The 18,359-nt window shown below is 73.1% G+C and carries 19 protein-coding genes; 15 read left to right on the top strand and 4 right to left on the bottom strand.

Features of this window, described 5'->3' with window-relative positions:
• Positions 1-2 precede the first annotated feature (2 nt).
• The gene (locus ACWEJX_RS24735; RefSeq protein WP_451609613.1) at positions 3-1,046 is read right to left on the bottom strand and encodes an SAM-dependent methyltransferase; all 1,044 of its coding nucleotides are present in this window, start codon (positions 1,044-1,046) and stop codon (positions 3-5) included.
• 211 nt (positions 1,047-1,257) lie between these two features.
• Here ACWEJX_RS24735 and ACWEJX_RS24730 point away from each other — a divergent pair, with 211 nt between their 5' ends.
• The 3 genes from ACWEJX_RS24730 to ACWEJX_RS24720 are packed head-to-tail and all read left to right on the top strand — an operon-like array spanning position 1,258 to position 3,763.
• Entirely contained in the window at positions 1,258-2,460 is a 1,203-nt protein-coding gene (locus ACWEJX_RS24730) for a sensor histidine kinase (protein WP_451609589.1), read from the top strand.
• An 18-nt stretch (positions 2,461-2,478) separates the two neighbouring features.
• Positions 2,479-3,153 carry a response regulator gene (locus ACWEJX_RS24725; protein WP_451609588.1) on the top strand — a complete coding sequence of 225 codons (675 nt, stop codon included), beginning with the start codon at positions 2,479-2,481 and terminating at the stop codon, positions 3,151-3,153.
• Between the two features lies 1 nt (position 3,154).
• Positions 3,155-3,763 carry an AAA family ATPase gene (locus ACWEJX_RS24720; RefSeq protein WP_451609587.1) on the top strand — a complete coding sequence of 203 codons (609 nt, stop codon included), beginning with the start codon at positions 3,155-3,157 and terminating at the stop codon, positions 3,761-3,763.
• Positions 3,764-3,778: 15 nt separating this feature from the next.
• Here the strand turns inward: ACWEJX_RS24720 and ACWEJX_RS24715 are convergent, their stop codons facing one another.
• Positions 3,779-4,870, bottom strand: coding sequence for a DUF5937 family protein (locus ACWEJX_RS24715; protein ID WP_451609586.1), 1,092 nt, complete (start codon positions 4,868-4,870; stop codon positions 3,779-3,781).
• 98 nt (positions 4,871-4,968) lie between these two features.
• On the opposite strand from ACWEJX_RS24715, the gene ACWEJX_RS24710 reads away from it, so the two are divergent.
• Positions 4,969-5,187 (top strand): hypothetical protein, encoded by a 219-nt coding sequence (locus tag ACWEJX_RS24710; protein ID WP_451609585.1) that lies wholly within the window; start codon positions 4,969-4,971, stop codon positions 5,185-5,187.
• Between the two features lie 11 nt (positions 5,188-5,198).
• Here the strand turns inward: ACWEJX_RS24710 and ACWEJX_RS24705 are convergent, their stop codons facing one another.
• A complete protein-coding gene (locus tag ACWEJX_RS24705) occupies positions 5,199-6,434 on the bottom strand; it encodes a threonine aldolase family protein (RefSeq protein WP_451609612.1) in 1,236 nt (411 codons plus the stop codon).
• Between the two features lie 188 nt (positions 6,435-6,622).
• Between ACWEJX_RS24705 and ACWEJX_RS24700 the strand changes: the two genes are divergently transcribed.
• The 10 genes from ACWEJX_RS24700 to ACWEJX_RS24655 all read left to right on the top strand — a co-directional run bounded on the left by ACWEJX_RS24700 (position 6,623) and on the right by ACWEJX_RS24655 (position 14,656).
• Complete coding sequence (locus tag ACWEJX_RS24700) at positions 6,623-7,573, top strand: Rossmann-like and DUF2520 domain-containing protein (protein ID WP_451609584.1); 951 nt, start codon at positions 6,623-6,625, stop codon at positions 7,571-7,573.
• Positions 7,570-8,580: a pantoate--beta-alanine ligase gene (panC, locus tag ACWEJX_RS24695; protein WP_451609583.1), complete on the top strand. Its 1,011-nt coding sequence runs from the start codon at positions 7,570-7,572 to the stop codon at positions 8,578-8,580. The genes ACWEJX_RS24700 and panC overlap by 4 nt, the downstream gene beginning before the upstream one ends.
• Positions 8,581-8,610: 30 nt before the next feature.
• Entirely contained in the window at positions 8,611-10,326 is a 1,716-nt protein-coding gene (locus ACWEJX_RS24690; protein WP_451609582.1) for an L-aspartate oxidase, read from the top strand.
• Positions 10,323-11,339, top strand: a complete 1,017-nt coding sequence (gene nadC, locus ACWEJX_RS24685; RefSeq protein ID WP_451609581.1) for a carboxylating nicotinate-nucleotide diphosphorylase — start codon at positions 10,323-10,325, stop codon at positions 11,337-11,339. The genes ACWEJX_RS24690 and nadC overlap by 4 nt, the downstream gene beginning before the upstream one ends.
• Positions 11,339-12,145 carry a type III pantothenate kinase gene (locus ACWEJX_RS24680; protein WP_451609580.1) on the top strand — a complete coding sequence of 269 codons (807 nt, stop codon included), beginning with the start codon at positions 11,339-11,341 and terminating at the stop codon, positions 12,143-12,145. The genes nadC and ACWEJX_RS24680 overlap by 1 nt, the downstream gene beginning before the upstream one ends.
• A 120-nt stretch (positions 12,146-12,265) precedes the next feature.
• On the top strand, positions 12,266-12,889 hold the full coding sequence (locus ACWEJX_RS24675; RefSeq protein ID WP_451609611.1) for a hypothetical protein: 624 nt from the start codon (positions 12,266-12,268) through the stop codon (positions 12,887-12,889).
• A 14-nt stretch (positions 12,890-12,903) separates the two neighbouring features.
• A complete protein-coding gene (locus ACWEJX_RS24670) occupies positions 12,904-13,083 on the top strand; it encodes a hypothetical protein (protein WP_451609579.1) in 180 nt (59 codons plus the stop codon).
• 121 nt (positions 13,084-13,204) lie between these two features.
• The gene (locus ACWEJX_RS24665; RefSeq protein ID WP_451609578.1) at positions 13,205-13,642 is read left to right on the top strand and encodes a BlaI/MecI/CopY family transcriptional regulator; all 438 of its coding nucleotides are present in this window, start codon (positions 13,205-13,207) and stop codon (positions 13,640-13,642) included.
• A 9-nt stretch (positions 13,643-13,651) separates the two neighbouring features.
• Positions 13,652-14,173 (top strand): amino-acid N-acetyltransferase, encoded by a 522-nt coding sequence (locus tag ACWEJX_RS24660; protein WP_451609577.1) that lies wholly within the window; start codon positions 13,652-13,654, stop codon positions 14,171-14,173.
• Between the two features lie 144 nt (positions 14,174-14,317).
• Complete coding sequence (locus tag ACWEJX_RS24655) at positions 14,318-14,656, top strand: histone-like nucleoid-structuring protein Lsr2 (RefSeq protein WP_403793704.1); 339 nt, start codon at positions 14,318-14,320, stop codon at positions 14,654-14,656.
• Between the two features lie 28 nt (positions 14,657-14,684).
• Here ACWEJX_RS24655 and ACWEJX_RS24650 read toward each other — a convergent pair whose 3' ends face one another.
• Positions 14,685-15,338 carry an SCO3374 family protein gene (locus tag ACWEJX_RS24650; protein ID WP_451609576.1) on the bottom strand — a complete coding sequence of 218 codons (654 nt, stop codon included), beginning with the start codon at positions 15,336-15,338 and terminating at the stop codon, positions 14,685-14,687.
• Positions 15,339-15,790: 452 nt separating this feature from the next.
• Between ACWEJX_RS24650 and ACWEJX_RS24645 the strand changes: the two genes are divergently transcribed.
• Entirely contained in the window at positions 15,791-18,310 is a 2,520-nt protein-coding gene (locus tag ACWEJX_RS24645) for an ATP-dependent Clp protease ATP-binding subunit (protein WP_451609575.1), read from the top strand.
• Positions 18,311-18,359 lie beyond the last annotated feature (49 nt).

The following is an 18,359-nucleotide window of genomic DNA, read 5'->3' as shown; positions in this document are numbered from 1 at the left end:
GCTCAGTATCCCCCGTGCCCGGAATCGCCCGGGACCCCCTGGGCCCCCTGCACCTCGCGGGCCCCCTGCACCTCGCGGGCCCCCTGTGCTTCGTGAGCCCCGCGCACCTCGCGGGCCCCCGGCACCCGCTGGACGAGCCAGAGGAAGTCGCCGAGCCCGCCCGCCGCGGTCAGCTCCGCGGCCTCGCCCGCCGCGGCGAGGGCGCGGACGTAGCCGGCCGGGTCCGTCGAGGCGAGCGAGAGCGGCGGGCGGGTGCCGGCCACGCCGAGCCCGTGCAGCGCCTCGCGCTGGGTGCGCAGCTCGGTGTCGACGGACGGCACGGCGGCCGCGCAGGCGTCCAGGGCCACGTGGGCGGTCAGGTCGCGGCTGCCGTCGGGGACAGGGGGGAGCTCGCGGCCGGCGCGGAAGGCGGTGAGGGTGCCGAAGGGAGGACGGGCGGCGCGCAGATGACCGTAGTCGACGGCGATCGCGGTGCCCGCCGCGAGGGAGCCGACGGCCGCGGCCCAGGCGGCGTCCCGGGGACGGCCGATCTCGGCGCGCTCGCCCGGCTCGCGCAGCGGCCACCAGCGGTCCAGCCACGCGGCGTCGGCGCCGGTGACGGGCGCGCCCGGCCGTTCCGTACCGTCGGCGCGTACCGACACGTACCGGACGGCCCCGTCCTCGTCGACCGTCGCGATGTCGACCGGCACGTTGTCGAGCCACTCGTTGGCGAAGAGCAGCCCGCGCACCCCGCCCTCCGGAATCCGGTCGGTCCAGGTGATCCGCGGGTCCAGGCCGTCCGGCCGGGCGGCGCGCTCGACCCCGCACGCCCGGATCCGCAGCCCCGGCGGCGCGGCGGCGAGCACGCCGGTGATCAGCTCGCCGCGTCCGGCGCCGACGTCCACGAAGTCGACCTCGTCCGTGTCCAGCTCCTCGGCGGTCGTGGCGAGCAGCCGGGCGACGGCGCCGGCGAAGAGCGGGGAGGCGTGCACCGACGTACGGAAGTGGCCGGCGGGGCCCTCGGGGCGCAGGAAGAAGCCGTCGGGGCCGTACAGGGCGCGCTCCATGGCGGCCCGCCACCCCTGCCACTCACCCGCCCCGTCCGGCGTCTCGTCCGGCGTCTCGTCCGGCGTCCTGCCCGGCGTCCCGTCCGCTGCCTCGTCCGTCTCGTCGTCCGTCACGTGCCCCAGTCTCCACCTTGGGGAGTAGGTGCCGCGGCGGAAGGATGGGACCCACGGTTGACCCCTGCACCTATCTCTCTTCCCTACGCTTTGCTGTGTGCAGCGTCTCTACGACTTCCTCCGCAGACACCCGACGGGCGTCGACACCTTCTGGGCCGTCGTCCTCTTCGGGATGTCAGTGCTGTGGGTGGACACGTCCTCCCCGAGGATCGGCCAGCCCCTCGCGTACGGGGCCGTGGCCGCGCTGTTCTCGCTGGTCGTCGCGTTGCGCCGGCGGATGCCGGAGAAGATGCTGCTGCTCGCGGTCGTGCTCGGGCTCGGCCAGCTGGCGCTGGGGATCGTCCCGTTCATGCCCGACTTCGCCATGCTCGTGATCATCTACACGGTCGCGGCGCACGACGGGCCGCGCTGGGCCTCCCGGCTCGCGCTCGCCGGCGGGCTGAGCGCGGCCCTGCTGTCCCAGCTGCGCTGGCCGGTGGAGGCGTCGCGCTCCTCCGCCGGCACCGTCTTCTTCGTCGTCATCATGACCGTGCCGTTCGCGCTCGCCTGGGTCCTCGGCGACTCCCTGCGCACCCGCCGCGCCTACTTCGCGCAGCTGGAGGAGCGAGCCTCGCGGCTGGAGAAGGAGCGCGAGGCGCAGGCCAAGGTCGCGGTCGCCGCCGAGCGCGCCCGGATCGCCCGCGAGCTGCACGACGTCGTCGCCCACAACGTGTCCGTGATGGTGGTGCAGGCGGACGGCGCCGCGTACGTCATGGACTCCTCGCCGGAGACCGCCAAGCAGGCCCTGGAGACCATCTCCTCCACCGGCCGGCAGGCGCTCGCCGAGATGCGGCGGCTGCTCGGCATCCTGCGCACCGGCGAGCACCAGGAGGCGGGGGAGTACGTGCCCCAGCCGGACGTCAAGCAGATCGAGGACCTGGTCGAGCAGGTCCGCGGCACCGGTCTCGCGATCGACTTCAAGATCGAGGGCAATCCGCGCCCGCTGCCCAGCGGCGTCGAGCTCACGGCGTACCGGATCGTGCAGGAAGCCCTCACCAACACGCGCAAGCACGGCGGCCCCGACGCGGGTGCGAGCGTGCGGCTCGTCTACTTCGACGACGGCCTCGGGCTGCTCGTCGAGGACGACGGACGCGGGGCGCCGCAGGAGATGTACGAGGACGGCGGCGCCGACGGCCGCGGTCACGGCCTGATCGGCATGCGGGAGCGGGTCGGCATGGTCGGCGGCACTCTGGACGCCGGTCCGCGCCCCGGCGGCGGCTTCCGCATCAGCGCCCTGCTCCCCCTCAAGACCGCTCACTGACGACCTTTAAGGATCTCCATGTCCATCCGCGTGATGCTCGTCGACGACCAGGCGCTGCTGCGCACCGGTTTCCGCATGGTGCTCGCCGCCCAGCCGGACATGGAGGTCGTGGCGGAGGCCGGTGACGGCGTGGAGGCGCTGCAGGTCCTGCGGTCCGCGGAGGTCGACGTGGTCCTGATGGACGTGCGCATGCCCAAGCTGGACGGGGTGGAGACGACGCGCCGGATCTGCGCCGAGCCGGACGCGCCGAAGGTGCTGATCCTGACCACCTTCGACCTCGACGAGTACGCGTTCTCGGGGCTGAAGGCGGGCGCCAGCGGCTTCATGCTGAAGGACGTGCCGCCGGGCGAGCTGCTCGGCGCGATCCGCTCGGTGCACAGCGGCGACGCGGTGGTGGCCCCGTCCACCACCCGCCGCCTGCTCGACCGCTTCTCGCCGATGCTGCCGTCGACGGGCCGTGAGCGTTCCGCCGACAGCGCGGTCGACAAGCTGACCGAGCGCGAGCGCGAGGTCATGCTCCTGGTCGCGCAGGGCCTGTCGAACGGCGAGATCGCGGCCCGGCTCGTGCTGTCCGAGGCGACCGTGAAGACGCACGTGGGCCGCATCCTCACCAAGCTGGACCTGCGCGACCGGGTGCAGGTCGTGGTCCTCGCGTACGAGACCGGGCTGGTGCGGGCGGGCGGCGGGCGCTGACGTGCTGCTCTGGATCAACGGGCCCTTCGGCGGCGGCAAGACCCAGACCGCGTACGAGCTGCGGCGCCGTCTGCCGGGCAGTGTCGTCTGCGATCCGGAACACATCGGCTTCGGCCTGCACCGCACCCTGCCGCCCGCGCTGCGGGGTGACTTCCAGGACCTCGCGGCGTGGCGGCAGGGCGTGTACGAGGTCCTGGACCTGGCGCTGCGGCGGCACGAGGGCCCGGTGCTCGTGCCGATGACCCTCGTCGAGCCGGCGTACTTCGCCGAGATCGTCGGCCGGCTGCGGGACGCGCACGGCGAGGCCCGGGTGCGGCACTTCGCGCTGCTCGCGGAGCGGGAGACGGTGCTGCGGCGGCTCACCGAGCGGGGGCTCGGGCGCGGCCTCAAGCGGGAGAGCTTCGCCGTGCGGAAGCTGGACGGCTGTCTGGCGGCCCTGGCGGGAGAGGACTTCGCCGATCACATCCGTACGGACGAGCTGACCGTCCCGGAGGTCGCCGACCGGGTCGCCGCGCTGGCCGGCCTCCGGATCGCGCCGAACACGGACGGCCCCCTGCGCCACCGCCTGCGCCGCATCCGGATCGGCCTCTCCCACATCCGCTTCGACTGAGACCGGTGACGCCGGCTACCGCAGCACGGACTCCAGGAAGTCGCTGCCCAGCCGGGCGACCACGGAGAAGTCCAGCTGGTGCAGCACATAGCGGCCCCGGCGCTGGGTGGTGAGCAGCCCGGCCTTCTTCAGGACGGTGAGGTGGCGGGAGACCTCGGGGGCGGTGATGCCGTACGCGTCGGCCAGCTCGCTCGTCGTGTACGGGCCGCGCGCCAGGTGGCGGCACAGGCTCATCCGCATGGGGTGGGCGAGCGCCTCCAGGCGCGCCTGCACCCTCTCGACGGGTTCGGTGCCGCCGATCTCGCGGTTGGCCGCCGGGTACTGGATGACGGGTTGCCAGCCGGGCGCGTAGACGGCGAACAGGTGCGGCCAGCCGAACACCGTCGGGATGAGCGTGACGGCCCGGCCCTGTGCCTCGGCCCGGCCCTGCACCAGCTTGTCGATGACGATCCGGGTGCCGTGGGCGTCCTCCTCCAGGCTCATCGCCGGGGAGGCGTCGGCCAGCGCCTCGGCCAGGCCCTTGCGGCGGAGCAGCTCGCCCTTGTGGCGGGCGTCGGCCGCGAGCTGGATGCGGACCCGGCGCCAGGTGTCGCCGAAGAAGGCGTCCTCGCAGTCCTCAAGGAGCCGGCGGACCCAGGCGCGGGTGCCGGCCGGGTCGGCCAGCATCCGCTCGACGAACGCGGCCTGGCGCGGGCCGCGCGCCGCCGCCAGGTCGAGCGCGCGGCGCCGGGACCGGGCGTCGACCAGCGGCGAGGGCAGGCCGCGGCCGTAGTGGCTGTTGCTGCACGAGATCTCCAGGGCGGAGCCGACGAACTTCTCGTCGTCCATCCGGTCGAGGTCGTCGAGCTCCTCCGCGAGCGTCTCGCGCGGCTGCGCGGGCAGCAGGAAGTCGGACCGGGTGGACCGCCACATGAAGTCCGCTTCGTGCAGCCGGTCCGCCAGCTCCGGCTTCAGCGCGGCGGCGGTCGCCGCCGTCCACGCGTGCTGCCGGGGGTGGTGTCCCGGCTCGGCCAGCGCGTGCAGGGCGTTGCCGAGCTCGGCGAGGGGCGACGGGCAGAAGGCGATCCGCTCGTGCGGCAGTCCGGTGATGTCGATGCTCACGCTCACCGGTCCATGGTGGGCTCGGGTGGGCGGGGTGTCGCCCCGATTGACGAGGCCCGTCAATCGACGGGCGGCGGCGGGCGCGCCGGGCGCACGGTGAGTCCATGAACGCACTTCACCAGTACCTCTTCGACGCCTACCGGGCCGCTCAGCAGGGCGAGGCGGCTCCGCCCGCGCCCGGCACCCACGACCTCGCCGCGCTGCGGGCGGCCCGTGACCACCGTCGCTTCGAAGCGGTCCTGGCGGGCCGCCCGGCCCGGGGCCGCATCCGCCTCGCGCTGCGCGCGGCCCTCCACCGGAGCCCCCGGCCGACGGCCGGCTAGCGACGGCAGTCCTAGCCGGCCACTCGCGCCAGGAAGTCCCGCGTCGCCTCCTTCACGTCCTCCTTCGTCCACTTCAGGCCCGGCGCGCCCACCGTCACCTCCGTCATCGCCGTGCCGGGCGGGCCGCCCACCGGGCCGGGGAACCAGCGGCGGAACAGGGTGGTTCCGGTGTCCTCGGCGAGGGAGAGGGCGGCTGCGGTGAGGGCGTCGGGGTCATGGGGGAGCCAGACCTGGAACTGGTGGGTGTGGGGTATCCCGGGGTGGACCCGGAACCAGCCGACGCCCGCCTCCGAGAAGGCCTCGCGCAGCGCGTCCGCGACGACGCGCGCGTGCGCCACGTACGAGGGCAGCGCGGGCAGCTCCGTGTCCAGGCCGCGCAGGGCGGAGAGGGCCGCCGGGTACTGCGAGAAGATCTGGCCGCCGTACCGGTGGCGCCACAGCTTGGCCTCCGCCACCAGCTCCTCGGGGCCGGCCAGGGCCGCGCCGGACATGCCGCCCAGCGACTTGTAGAACGACACGTAGACGCTGTCCGCGAGGCCCGCGATCTCCGGGAGGCTCCGGCCGAAGTGGGTCGTGCACTCCCACAGCCTGGCCCCGTCGAAGTGGACCACCGCGTCCCGCTCCCGGGCCGCCTCGACGACGTCGACGAGCTCGTCCCAGGTGGGCAGGACGAAGCCCGCCTCGCGCAGCGGCAGCTCCACCATCAGCGCCCCGAACGGCTCCGGGAGGTCGCGCACCTCGTCGGCCGTGGGCAGCCGGGGCTCGCTCGTGGGGTGGATCGTGCGCAGCCCGCTCACGGTGCCGAAGGCGTCGTTCTCGTGGCCCTCCGGATGGGCGAGCGGGTGCAGCGCGACGACCGGGTTGCCGGTGCGGCCGGCCCAGCCGCGCAGCGCGATCTGCTGGGCCATGGTGCCGGTGGGGAAGAAGGCCGCGGCCGGGAAGCCGAGCTCCGCCGCGACCCGCCGCTCCAGCTCCTCGACGAGCAGGTCGCCGTACGTGTCGACCGGCTGGTCCGCGAACGGCGTGGTCGCGGCCCAGTCGGCCAGCTCGCGCAGCCGCTCGGCCACGGTGCCGTCCGGCGGGGCGTCCTGCAGCTTGCGCGCCGCCCCGCCCCACACCCGGGCCCGGTGGACCCGGGCGGGCAGCTCCCGCTCCTGCTCCTGCTCCCGCTCCTGTTCCTGCCTCAGACCCGCCCCCTGATCGTCCCGCTGCTCCCGCACGTGCTCCTCGGCGCCCTGCTGTTCCATGTCCATGGCCCGATCATGGGCCATGGACGACTCCCCCTCCACGGAGTTGTCCCCACCCCCGGTCCGATCGTCATACCGCCACCCACACCCTGTGGACAGCCCGCGAGATGGCGTCGAAACGCTGGCGTAGCATGACCAGAAATCGTCCGGTACCCCCCGCGGACTGGAACGGAAGGCCGATCCGAACAGTGAACGCACCACCACCCGAGCCCGCCGAGCCCACGGCGCACCCCCGGCACGCGGACCGCGCCGAGGACCGCCCCGCCCGGCTCACCGTCGGAGTCGTCGGCGCCGGCCGCGTGGGGCCCGCCCTCGCCGCCGCCCTCCAGCTCGCCGGACACCGCCCGGTCGCCGTCTCGGCCGTCTCCGACGCCTCCCGCCGCCGCGCCGCTGCCCTGCTCCCCGACGTACCCGTCGTCGAGCCGGCCCAGGTGCTCGCGCTGGCGGACCTGGTCCTGCTCACCGTCCCCGACGACGCCCTGCCCGGCCTCGTCGAGGGCCTCGCCGAGACCGGTGCCGTGCGGCCCGGCCAGCTCGTGGTGCACACCTCCGGGCGGTACGGGGTGCGGGTCCTCGACCCGGCCCGGCGCGCCGGCGCGCTGCCGCTCGCGCTGCACCCGGCCATGACCTTCACCGGCACCTCCGTGGACGTCCAGCGGCTCGCCGGCTGCTCCTTCGGCGTCACCGCGCCCGAGGAGCTGCGACTGGCCGCCGAGGCCCTGGTGATCGAGATGGGCGGCGAGCCCGAGTGGATCGCCGAGGAGAACCGGCCGCTCTACCACGCGGCGCTCGCCCTCGGCGCGAACCACCTGGTCACCCTGGTGGCCCAGGCCATGGAGCTGCTGCGATCGGCCGGGGTCGCCGCCCCGGACCGGATGCTCGGCCCGCTGCTCGGCGCGGCCCTGGACAACGCGCTGCGCTCCGGCGACGCGGCCCTCACCGGGCCGGTCGCCCGCGGCGACGCGGGCACCGTCGCCGCGCACGTCGCCGAGCTGCACAAGCACGCGCCCGGCACCGTCGCCGGCTATCTCGCGATGGCCCGCGCCACCGCCGACCGGGCGCTCGCGCACGGCCTGCTCAAGCCCGAGCTGGCCGAGGACCTGTTGGGCGTGCTCGCCGAGAAGGACGACCACCGATGACTCTCACCCCGGTCCGTACGGCCGCCGAGCTCCGCGCCCTGAAGGGGGGCGAGGGCCGCCGCGCCGTGGTCATGACCATGGGCGCCCTCCACGACGGCCACGCCACCCTGGTCCGGGCCGCCCGCGAGCGGGTCGGCGCCGACGGCACCGTCGTCGTCACCGTCTTCGTCAACCCGCTGCAGTTCGGCGCGGGCGAGGACCTCGACCGCTATCCGCGCACCCTGGACGCCGACCTGGCGGTCGCCGAGGAGGCCGGCGCCGACGCCGTCTTCGCCCCGGCCGTCGACGAGGTCTACCCGGGCGGGGAGCCGCAGGTGCGGATCACCGCCGGTCCCATGGGCGAGCGCCTGGAGGGTGCCTCCCGGCCCGGCCACTTCGACGGCATGCTCACCGTCGTCGCCAAGCTCCTCCACCTCACCGCGCCCGACCTGGCCTTCTTCGGCCAGAAGGACGCCCAGCAGCTGGCCCTGATCCGCCGGATGGTCCGCGACCTGAACTTCCCGGTCGAGATCGTCGGCGTGCCGACGGTCCGCGAGGCCGACGGCCTCGCCCTGTCCAGCCGCAACCGCTACCTGTCGGCCGGGGAGCGCCGTACGGCCCTCGCGCTGTCCCGCGCGCTGTTCGCGGCCCGCGACCGGCTCGCCGCCCAGGAGGCGCTGCGCGCCCGCGCCGAGTCCCTGCCCGGCGCCCAGGGGCGGGGCGAGACCCGCGCCGAGGCGCTGTCCCGGCTCGGCGAGGCCCGCGCCGCCGCCGACGCCCACGCGGTCGCCCAGGCCGCCGAGTCCGGGGGCGCCGACGCCGTACTGGCCGCGGCCCGTGCCGTGCTCGACGACGCGGGGAAGGCCGAGCCGCCGCTCACCCTGGACTACGTGGCCCTGGTCGACCCGGCCGACTTCACGGACGTCGCCGACGGACACGAGGGCGACGCGATCCTCGCCGTCGCCGCGCGGGTGGGGACCACGCGGCTCATCGACAACATCCCCCTGACCTTCGGAGCCACGAAGTGATCGGAGCAGCGAAGTGATCGGAGTTGCCAAGTGACCGGAATACGGCTGCACGCGCCCGCCCCCGGCTGGTCGATCGACGCCGACGTCGTCGTGGTCGGCTCCGGCATCGCCGGTCTGACCGCCGCCCTGCGGTGCACGGCCGCCGGGCTGAGCACCGTCGTCGTCACCAAGGCACTGCTCGACGCCGGCTCCACCCGCTGGGCGCAGGGCGGCGTCGCCGCCGCGCTCGGTGAGGGCGACACCCCCGAGCAGCACCTCGACGACACCCTGGTGGCCGGCGCCGGGCTCTGCGACGTGCAGGCCGTGCGCGCGCTGGTCACCGAGGGCCCGGACGCCGTGCGCCGGCTCATCGAGACGGGCGCCGCCTTCGACCTGACCGCCGACGGCGCGATCGCGCTGACCCGCGAGGGCGGCCACCACCGCCGCCGGATCGTGCACGCCGGCGGCGACGCCACCGGCGCCGAGATCTCCCGCGCGCTGGTCGAGGCGATACGGGCGCGGGGCGTGCGCACCATCGAGCACGCCCTCGTGCTCGACCTGCTCAAGGACGACGCCGGCCGCACGGCAGGCGTCACCCTGCACGTGATGGGCGAGGGCCAGCACGACGGCGTCGGCGCCGTCCACGCCCCCGCCGTGGTCCTCGCCACCGGCGGCATGGGCCAGGTCTTCTCCGCGACCACCAACCCCTCCGTCTCCACCGGCGACGGCGTCGCCCTCGCGCTGCGCGCCGGGGCCGAGATCTCCGACCTGGAGTTCGTCCAGTTCCACCCGACGGTGCTGTTCCTCGGCGCCGGTGCCGAGGGCCAGCAGCCGCTGGTCTCCGAGGCGGTACGCGGCGAGGGCGCCCATCTCGTCGACGCCGACGGGGTCCGCTTCATGCTCGGGCAGCACGAGCTGGCCGAGCTGGCGCCGCGCGACATCGTCGCCAAGGCGATCACGCGCCGGATGCAGGAGCAGGACGCCGAGCACATGTACCTCGACGCCCGGCACTTCGGCGCCGAGATGTGGGAGCAGCGCTTCCCGACGATCCTGGCCGCGTGCCGGGCGCACGGCATCGACCCGGTCACCGAGCCGATCCCGATCGCCCCGGCCGCCCACCACGCCTCCGGCGGAGTCCGCACCGACCTGCACGGCCGCACCACGGTGCCCGGCCTGTACGCGTGCGGCGAGGTCGCCTGTACCGGGGTGCACGGCGCCAACCGGCTGGCCTCGAACTCGCTCCTGGAGGGCCTGGTCTTCGCCGAGCGGATCGTCGCCGACATCGCGGCGCACGGCCCGCACCGCGAGGGCACCCCGGTCGTCGACGACACGACCACCGTCCTGACCCTGCTCGCCCCCGAGGCCCGTCGCGAGCTCCAGCGGACCATGACCCGGGGCGCGGGCGTGCTGCGCTCCGCCGCGGGCCTGGCCGAGGCGGCCGGCGCCCTCGAAGCGCTGCGGCAGGGCGCGGAGGACGGACACAAGGCCGCCGAGCCGGGCGTCGAGTCCTGGGAGACCACCAACCTGCTGTGCGTGGCCCGGGTCCTGGTCGCCGCCGCGCGCGAGCGCGCCGAGACCCGCGGCTGCCACTGGCGCGAGGACCACCCCGACCGCGACGACGCGACGTGGCGGCGGCACCTCGTCGTACGCCTGACGCCCGACCGGAGCCTGGCGGTCACCCGTACCGCCACCGCAGACTTCCCGCCCGTCACCCCCGAGGCGGGCGCCCCCGTAACCCCCGACGCACCCAGGGAGCAGCTGTCGTGAGCACGCCCGAGGAAGCACGTCCGACGCCCGTGGACGTCCCCCTGATCCAGATCAACGCCCCGGCCGAGCCGGCCGGTGGCTGCGGCGACGGCTGTGGCTGCGGCGAGGCGGACGAGTTCGAGTGCGGGCTCGACCCGGCGCTCGCCCAGCTGCTCGCCGACGCCGGGCTCGACCCGGTCCAGGTCGAGGACATCGCGCACCTGGCGATCGCCGAGGACCTGGACGGCGGCGTGGACGTGACGACCGTGGCCACCGTCCCCGAGGACGCCGTCGCGACCGCCGACTTCACCGCCCGCGAGGCCGGCACGGTGGCCGGCCTGCGGGTCGCCGAGGCGGTGCTCTCCATCGTCTGCACCGACGAGTTCGAGGTCGAGCGGCACGTCGAGGACGGCGCCCGGGTCGAGGCCGGCCAGAAGCTGCTCAGCGTCACCGCCCGCACCCGCGACCTGCTCACCGGTGAGCGCAGCGCCCTGAACATCCTGTGCCGCCTGTCCGGCATCGCCACGGCCACCCGCAGGTGGGCCGACGCGCTGGAGGGCACCGGCGCGAAGGTCCGCGACACCCGCAAGACCACCCCGGGCCTGCGTGCCCTGGAGAAGTACGCGGTGCGCTGCGGCGGCGGTGTCAACCACCGCATGTCGCTGTCGGACGCGGCCCTGGTCAAGGACAACCACGTGGTGGCGGCCGGCGGTGTGGCGCAGGCGTTCAAGGCCGTGCGCGAGCAGTTCCCGGACCTGGCGATCGAGGTCGAGGTCGACACGATGCACCAGGTCCGCGAGGTCCTCGACGCGGGCGCCGACCTGATCCTGCTCGACAACTTCACGCCGGTCGAGACCGAGGAGGCGGTGGCCCTGGTCGCCGGCCGGGCGGCCCTGGAGTCCTCCGGCCGGCTCACCCTGGAGAACGCGGCGGCCTACGCGGCCACCGGTGTCGACTACCTCGCGGTGGGCGGTCTCACCCACTCCTCCCCGATCCTCGACATCGGCCTCGACCTGCGCGAGGTCGACGCCTGATGCTGCTCACCATCGACGTCGGCAACACGCAGACGGTGCTCGGGCTCTTCGACGGCGACGAGATCGTCGAGCACTGGCGGATCTCGACCGACCCGAGCCGCACCGCCGACGAGTGGGCGGTCCTGTTGCAGGGCCTCATGGGCATGCATCCCCTGCTCGGCGCCGAGCTGAGCGACGGCATCGGGGGGATCGCGATCTGCGCGACGGTCCCCTCGGTGCTGCACGAACTGCGCGAGGTGACCCGCCGCTACTACGGCGACGTCCAGGCCGTCCTCGTCGAGCCGGGCGTCAAGACGGGCGTCCCGGTCCTCACGGACAACCCCAAGGAGGTCGGCGCCGACCGCATCATCAACTCGGTCGCGGCCGTCGAGCTGTACGGCGGCCCCGCGATCGTCGTCGACTTCGGCACGGCGACGACGTACGACGCGGTCACCCGGCGCGGCGAGTACGCGGGCGGCGCGATCGCCCCGGGCATCGAGATCTCCGTCGAGGCGCTGGGCGTGAAGGGCGCCATGCTCCGCAAGATCGAGCTGGCCCGGCCGCGCAGCGTCATCGGCAAGAACACGGTCGAGGCCATGCAGTCCGGCATCGTCTTCGGGTACGCGGGCCAGGTGGACGGCGTCGTCGCGCGGATGAAGCGCGAGCTGGCCGGCCCGGACGGGGACCCGTCGGACGTGACCGTGATCGCCACGGGCGGCCTGGCGCCGATGGTGCTCGCCGACTCGAAGGAGATCGACGCGCACGAGCCGTGGCTGACCCTGATCGGCCTGCGGATGGTCTACGAGCGGAACACGGCGCGGCAGTAGGACCCGGCCCGGGCGTCCGGGGCGGGCACCGACCCGCCCGAGAAGATCGAAAAGCGGCGGATTTGTCCGATTAGCGCGTATCTTCGGCCCATGCCCACGCCCTACGGACCCCGCGGCGGCATGGCGTTCAGCGCGGACGAGCTGCGCGTGCTCCGCCGCGCCCTCGCCACCGCACTCAACCCTGCCCCCCTGCCGGACGACGACGTCCAGGACTGCCTGCGCCTGGCCGATTCCGTGGACGAGGCGGTGCGCGAGGCCGGCCGACTGCGCGCCTTCCTCCTCGCCGACCTGGTCCGCTACCGCCAGGCGCTGCCCGGCTCGCTGGCCGGCTATCTGGAGCTGCTCCAGGACGCGCTGGCCACCGGGTACGACCCCCAGGCGGACGACCTGGCCGCGCTGCGGGCGCTGCGCGGCAACCCGGCCGCGGCGGCGCTGCTCGCCCGCTGCCAGATCCTGGCGGAACGATCCGTCAGGGCCCGCCTCGCCCGCGTCGCCCAGGCCCAGGCCCGTACGCCGCTGGTCCCCGCGCCCGCCCCGCGCGTCCGGCTGCTCGCGCTGCCCGGCGGCCGGGCGGCCGCCGACGACGAGGGGCAGGGCCCCAGGCCGCCCGCGCCCGCCAAGCCGGCCGCCCCCGGCCCCAAGGCGCCCGCGCCCGGCGGACGCCCGGCGCCCAAGCCCTCCGAGGTGTTCCCGCCGCGCCGCCCCGTACCCCCGCCCCCGCCCGAGGAACGCGCGGCCGGATAGCTACTCTGGACGCCATGGACTACGTATCCGCGCTCCTGCCCCCCATCGTGATGGCCGCGTTCTTCATCGGCCTCGTCGTCACGATCGTCAAGAGCCAGGGCGGCCCGAACAAGGCCAAGGAGGACGCGGCCGTGGACGCCGCCCTCGCCCGCGCCGAGGCCGCGCAGCAGCAGGGCGGCGCCGCCGCCTCGTAGCGGGGTCCGCGCCCCCGAGGACGTACGGCCGCCGCCAGGCCGTGCGTCCTTTTTGCCGTCTTCCGGGGCGTTTTCTCCACTAAAAGACATGTATGCGGTGATCTCGCACTAAGGTGGCATTGTGCCCCGTCCATTGGGAGAGCTGGAAGACGCCGTCATGACCCGCGTCTGGCAATGGAACCGCCCGGTGACCGTCCGGGAAGTCCTGGAGGATCTCCAGCAGGAACGGTCCATCGCCTACACCACCGTCATGACCGTATTGGACAATCTCCATCAGAAGGGCTGGGTGCGCAGGGAAGTCGAAGGCCGCGCCTATCGATATACGGCGGTCTCCACGCGGGCCGCCTACTCGGCCGCACTGATGAACGAGGCATGGGCGCAGAGCGACAACCCGGCCGCGGCCCTCGTCGCGTTCTTCGGGATGATGTCGCCCGAACAGCGCGAGGCGCTGAACGACGCCGTCCGTATCGCCCAGCGGGACACCCCCGATCCGGCGGCCGCCCCCGCGCCCGCCGAAACCGCCGAGGGGGGCGGGGGGACCGCGGAGTCCGGGCGATAACGTCCCCCCATGTCATCCGCTTCCACCAATGCCGTGACCGTGCGCCGGGCCCGCACCTCCGACGTCCCCGCCCTGCGCCGGCTCGTCGATCCCTACATCCGGCGCGGCATCCTCCTCGACAAGGCCAACGTGACCCTTTACGAGGACATCCAGGAGTTCTGGGTCGCCGAACGCGACGAGGACGCCACGGTCGTCGGCTGCGGCGCCCTGCACGTGATGTGGGAAGACCTCGCCGAAGTGCGCACGCTCGCGGTCGATCCCGACTTCAAGGGCGCCGGAGTGGGGCATCAGCTGCTCGACAAGTTGCTGCACACCGCGCGGTGGCTCGGTGTACGCCGGGTTTTCTGCCTCACCTTCGAAGTCGACTTCTTCGCGAAGCACGGCTTCACCGAGATCGGGGAGACTCCGATCGACGGAGATCTCTACAGCGAGCTCCTGCGTTCCTATGACGAGGGAGTCGCGGAGTTCCTCGGACTCGAACGAGTGAAGCCGAACACCTTGGGCAACAGCCGGATGCTTCTGCACCTGTGAGCCGCGCGTGGATCGGAGCGTCTATGTCCGAATCGCGCACGTTTCCCGCGTTCCCAGGGTTCTGAACCTCTCCCAGGGGTTTGTGTTTTTCCGGGAAAAGCGGTTTCCTTTCCGCGTACTGCATTTTCGATGAAGGGAAATCCGGTGGCACAGAAGGTTCAGGTCCTTCTTGTCGACGACCTCGACGGCGGCGAGGCGGACGAGACCGTGACGTTCGCTCTGGACGGCAAGTCCTACGAGATCGACCTCACCACCGCCAACGCGGACAAGCTCCGCAGCCTGCTCGAGCCGTACGCCAAGAGTGGTCGTCGCACCGGCGGCCGCAGCGCCGGCACCCGTGGCAAGGGCCGCGTCGTGGCCTCCGCCGGCAGCCCGGACACCGCGAAGATCCGCGCGTGGGCCAAGGAGAACGGCTACAACGTGAACGACCGCGGCCGCGTGCCCGCCGACATCAAGGCGGCCTACGAGGACGCCAACCGCTGAGCCGTCGGCTGAGGCGCCGACCGAGGCGTCAGCCCGCGGCTCGCTGAGCGGCCGTCCCCGCCCCCGGCTCCGGCCGGTGGGCCCGGGCAGCACCCAGCAGCCGCGTCCGGTGGCATTCCGCTGCGGCGGCGGCCACCAGCCGCACCAGGCAGGGGACGCCGTCCGCACCGCCCGAGGGCGAGGGCCACAGGGCCGGCAGCGAGGCCTCGACCTCGCGCCCCGGCTCGGGGGCCCTCAGCCACACCGCGGCGCCGCCCGCCTGGCTCGGGCCGGAGCCCGTACGACCGGTGGGCCGCCATCCCGGGGGGACGGGGGCGGTCATCCGGCCGTCGGTGCCGAGCGTCGCCAGATCCAGTGAGATCCCGCCCCACTCCAGCCAGTCGAGCAGCCCCGGCAGCTCCTCGGCGCTCCCGGCCGCCACGAGCAGCCGCATCCGGCGCCCCATGAGCGCCACGGGGCCGGTGGCCACGCCCGCCCGGCGCAGCACGCCCCGACCGGCCTCGGCGGGCAGCTCCAGGACGTCGAACCGCAGCCCCGTCACAAGCTGCAGCGGAGGCCCCGCCACCGACGCCCAGCCGAGCTCCCGCTCGTACCAGCGCGCCGCGGCGGCCGCCGCCGCGGTCGCGGCCGGCGCCGTGCCGCCGTCGAGCGGCGCGCGGGGCGAGGGCACGGTGAAGGGCATACCGGGGGAACGCCGCCGGGCCGGCTTTGGTCACGCACGGTCCTTGATCGGCAGCGCCGAGTGTCCATGATGGGGGCGTACGGACGCATTCGAGCGCGCAAGGTTGTTCGCCCGTAGCGGAGGGAACCGGGGTGCGCCGCATGGAGTGTCCGTGCTTACGGGTAAGACATTCCATGTGAGGAGGGGCGTCTCGCGGGCAAGAAGCGTCTCACGTTCGCCATCGGCGTACTGAAGGCACGGGTAACAGCTTGGCCTGCGGGAACATCGTCTCGCACCATCGAGTTGGAGCATTTGTCGGCTGTTCGGCAGGCGGTCTCCCCAAGAACTGAGGGGGTGATCCGGACGGATGTCGGCAGTTGGAATGAGCGGTCCCCGCTTGCGGGACTAAGCTGCGGAAGGACAGGGAGGGGATCGACCCCTAACTGACTGACCGCTCTGAGGAGCGATTAACGATGTTCGAGAGGTTCACCGACCGCGCGCGGCGGGTTGTCGTCCTGGCTCAGGAAGAAGCCCGGATGCTCAACCACAACTACATCGGCACCGAGCACATCCTCCTGGGCCTTATCCACGAGGGTGAGGGTGTCGCCGCTAAGGCCCTGGAGAGCCTCGGGATTTCGCTCGAGGCGGTCCGCCAGCAGGTGGAGGAGATCATCGGCCAGGGCCAGCAGGCCCCGTCCGGGCACATCCCCTTCACTCCTCGTGCCAAGAAGGTCCTGGAGCTGTCGCTCCGCGAGGCCCTCCAGCTCGGCCACAACTACATCGGCACCGAGCACATCCTGCTCGGCCTGATCCGCGAGGGCGAGGGCGTTGCCGCCCAGGTGCTCGTGAAGCTGGGCGCCGATCTCAACCGGGTCCGGCAGCAGGTCATCCAGCTGCTCTCCGGCTACCAGGGCAAGGAAGCCGCCACCGCGGGCGGCCCTGCCGAGGGCACGCCCTCGACGTCCCTGGTCCTCGACCAGTTCGGCCGCAACCTCACCCAGGCGGCCCGCGAGTCCAAGCTCGACCCGGTCATCGGGCGCGAGAAGGAGATCGAGCGGGTCATGCAGGTGCTGTCTCGCCGGACCAAGAACAACCCGGTCCTCATCGGCGAGCCCGGCGTCGGCAAGACGGCGGTCGTCGAGGGCCTGGCCCAGGCCATCGTCAAGGGCGAGGTGCCCGAGACCCTCAAGGACAAGCACCTCTACACCCTGGACCTCGGCGCGCTGGTCGCCGGCTCCCGCTACCGCGGTGACTTCGAGGAGCGCCTGAAGAAGGTCCTCAAGGAGATCCGCACCCGCGGCGACATCATCCTGTTCATCGACGAGCTCCACACCCTGGTGGGTGCGGGCGCCGCCGAGGGCGCGATCGACGCCGCCAGCATCCTCAAGCCGATGCTGGCCCGCGGTGAGCTCCAGACCATCGGTGCCACCACCCTCGACGAGTACCGCAAGTACCTGGAGAAGGACGCCGCCCTCGAGCGCCGCTTCCAGCCCATCCAGGTCGCCGAGCCGTCGCTGCCGCACACGATCGAGATCCTCAAGGGTCTGCGCGACCGCTACGAGGCCCACCACCGGGTCTCCATCACGGACGAGGCCCTCGTCCAGGCCGCGACCCTGGCCGACCGCTACATCTCCGACCGCTTCCTGCCGGACAAGGCGATCGACCTGATCGACGAGGCCGGTTCCCGGATGCGCATCCGCCGGATGACCGCGCCGCCGGACCTCCGCGAGTTCGACGAGAAGATCGCCGCCGTCCGCCGGGACAAGGAGTCCGCGATCGACTCGCAGGACTTCGAGAAGGCCGCGTCCCTGCGCGACAAGGAGAAGCAGCTCCTCGCCGCGAAGGCCAAGCGGGAGAAGGAGTGGAAGGCCGGCGACATGGACGTCGTCGCCGAGGTCGACGGCGAGCTGATCGCCGAGGTCCTCGCGACCGCCACCGGCATCCCGGTCTTCAAGCTGACCGAGGAGGAGTCCTCGCGTCTGCTCCGCATGGAGGAAGAGCTCCACAAGCGCGTCATCGGTCAGAACGACGCGGTCATCGGCCTCTCGCGCGCCATCCGGCGTACGCGGGCCGGCCTGAAGGACCCGAAGCGCCCCGGTGGCTCGTTCATCTTCGCCGGCCCGTCCGGTGTCGGTAAGACCGAGCTGTCCAAGGCGCTCGCCGAATTCCTCTTCGGCGACGAGGACGCGATGATCTCCCTCGACATGTCGGAGTTCAGCGAGAAGCACACGGTTTCCCGTCTCTTCGGTTCCCCGCCCGGATACGTGGGCTACGAAGAGGGCGGCCAGCTCACCGAGAAGGTGCGCCGCAAGCCGTTCTCCGTGGTCCTCTTCGACGAGGTCGAGAAGGCCCACCCCGATATCTTCAATTCCCTTCTCCAGATCCTGGAGGACGGTCGCCTGACCGACTCCCAGGGCCGGGTCGTGGACTTCAAGAACACGGTCATCATCATGACGACCAACCTCGGGACCCGGGACATCTCGAAGGGCTTCAACCTCGGCTTCGCGGCCCAGGGCGACACGAAGTCGAACTACGAGCGGATGAAGGCGAAGGTCAGCGACGAGCTGAAGCAGCACTTCCGCCCGGAGTTCCTCAACCGTGTCGACGACATCATCGTCTTCCCGCAGCTGACGCAGGAGGACATCCTCAAGATCGTCGACCTGATGATCAGCCGCGTCGACGAGCGCCTGAAGGACCGGGACATGGGCATCGAGCTCTCCCAGTCCGCGAAGGAGCTCCTCGCGAAGAAGGGTTACGACCCGGTCATGGGCGCCCGGCCGCTGCGCCGGACGATCCAGCGCGAGGTCGAGGACACCCTCTCGGAGAAGATCCTCTTCGGCGAGCTGCGCCCCGGCCACATCGTGGTCGTGGACACGGAGGGCGAGGGCGAGGAGCGCAAGTTCACCTTCCGCGGCGAGGAGAAGTCGGCCCTGCCGGACGTCCCTCCGGTGGAGGCGGCGGGCGGCGGCCCGAACCTCTCGAAGGACGCGTAACGCGTCAGTGAACGAAGGGGCGGCCCCGGAACCTGATGGTTCCGGGGCC

It is taken from the genome of Streptomyces sp. NPDC004788 (genome assembly GCF_053601115.1).
This window is presented reverse-complemented; position numbering and strand designations above follow the sequence as displayed.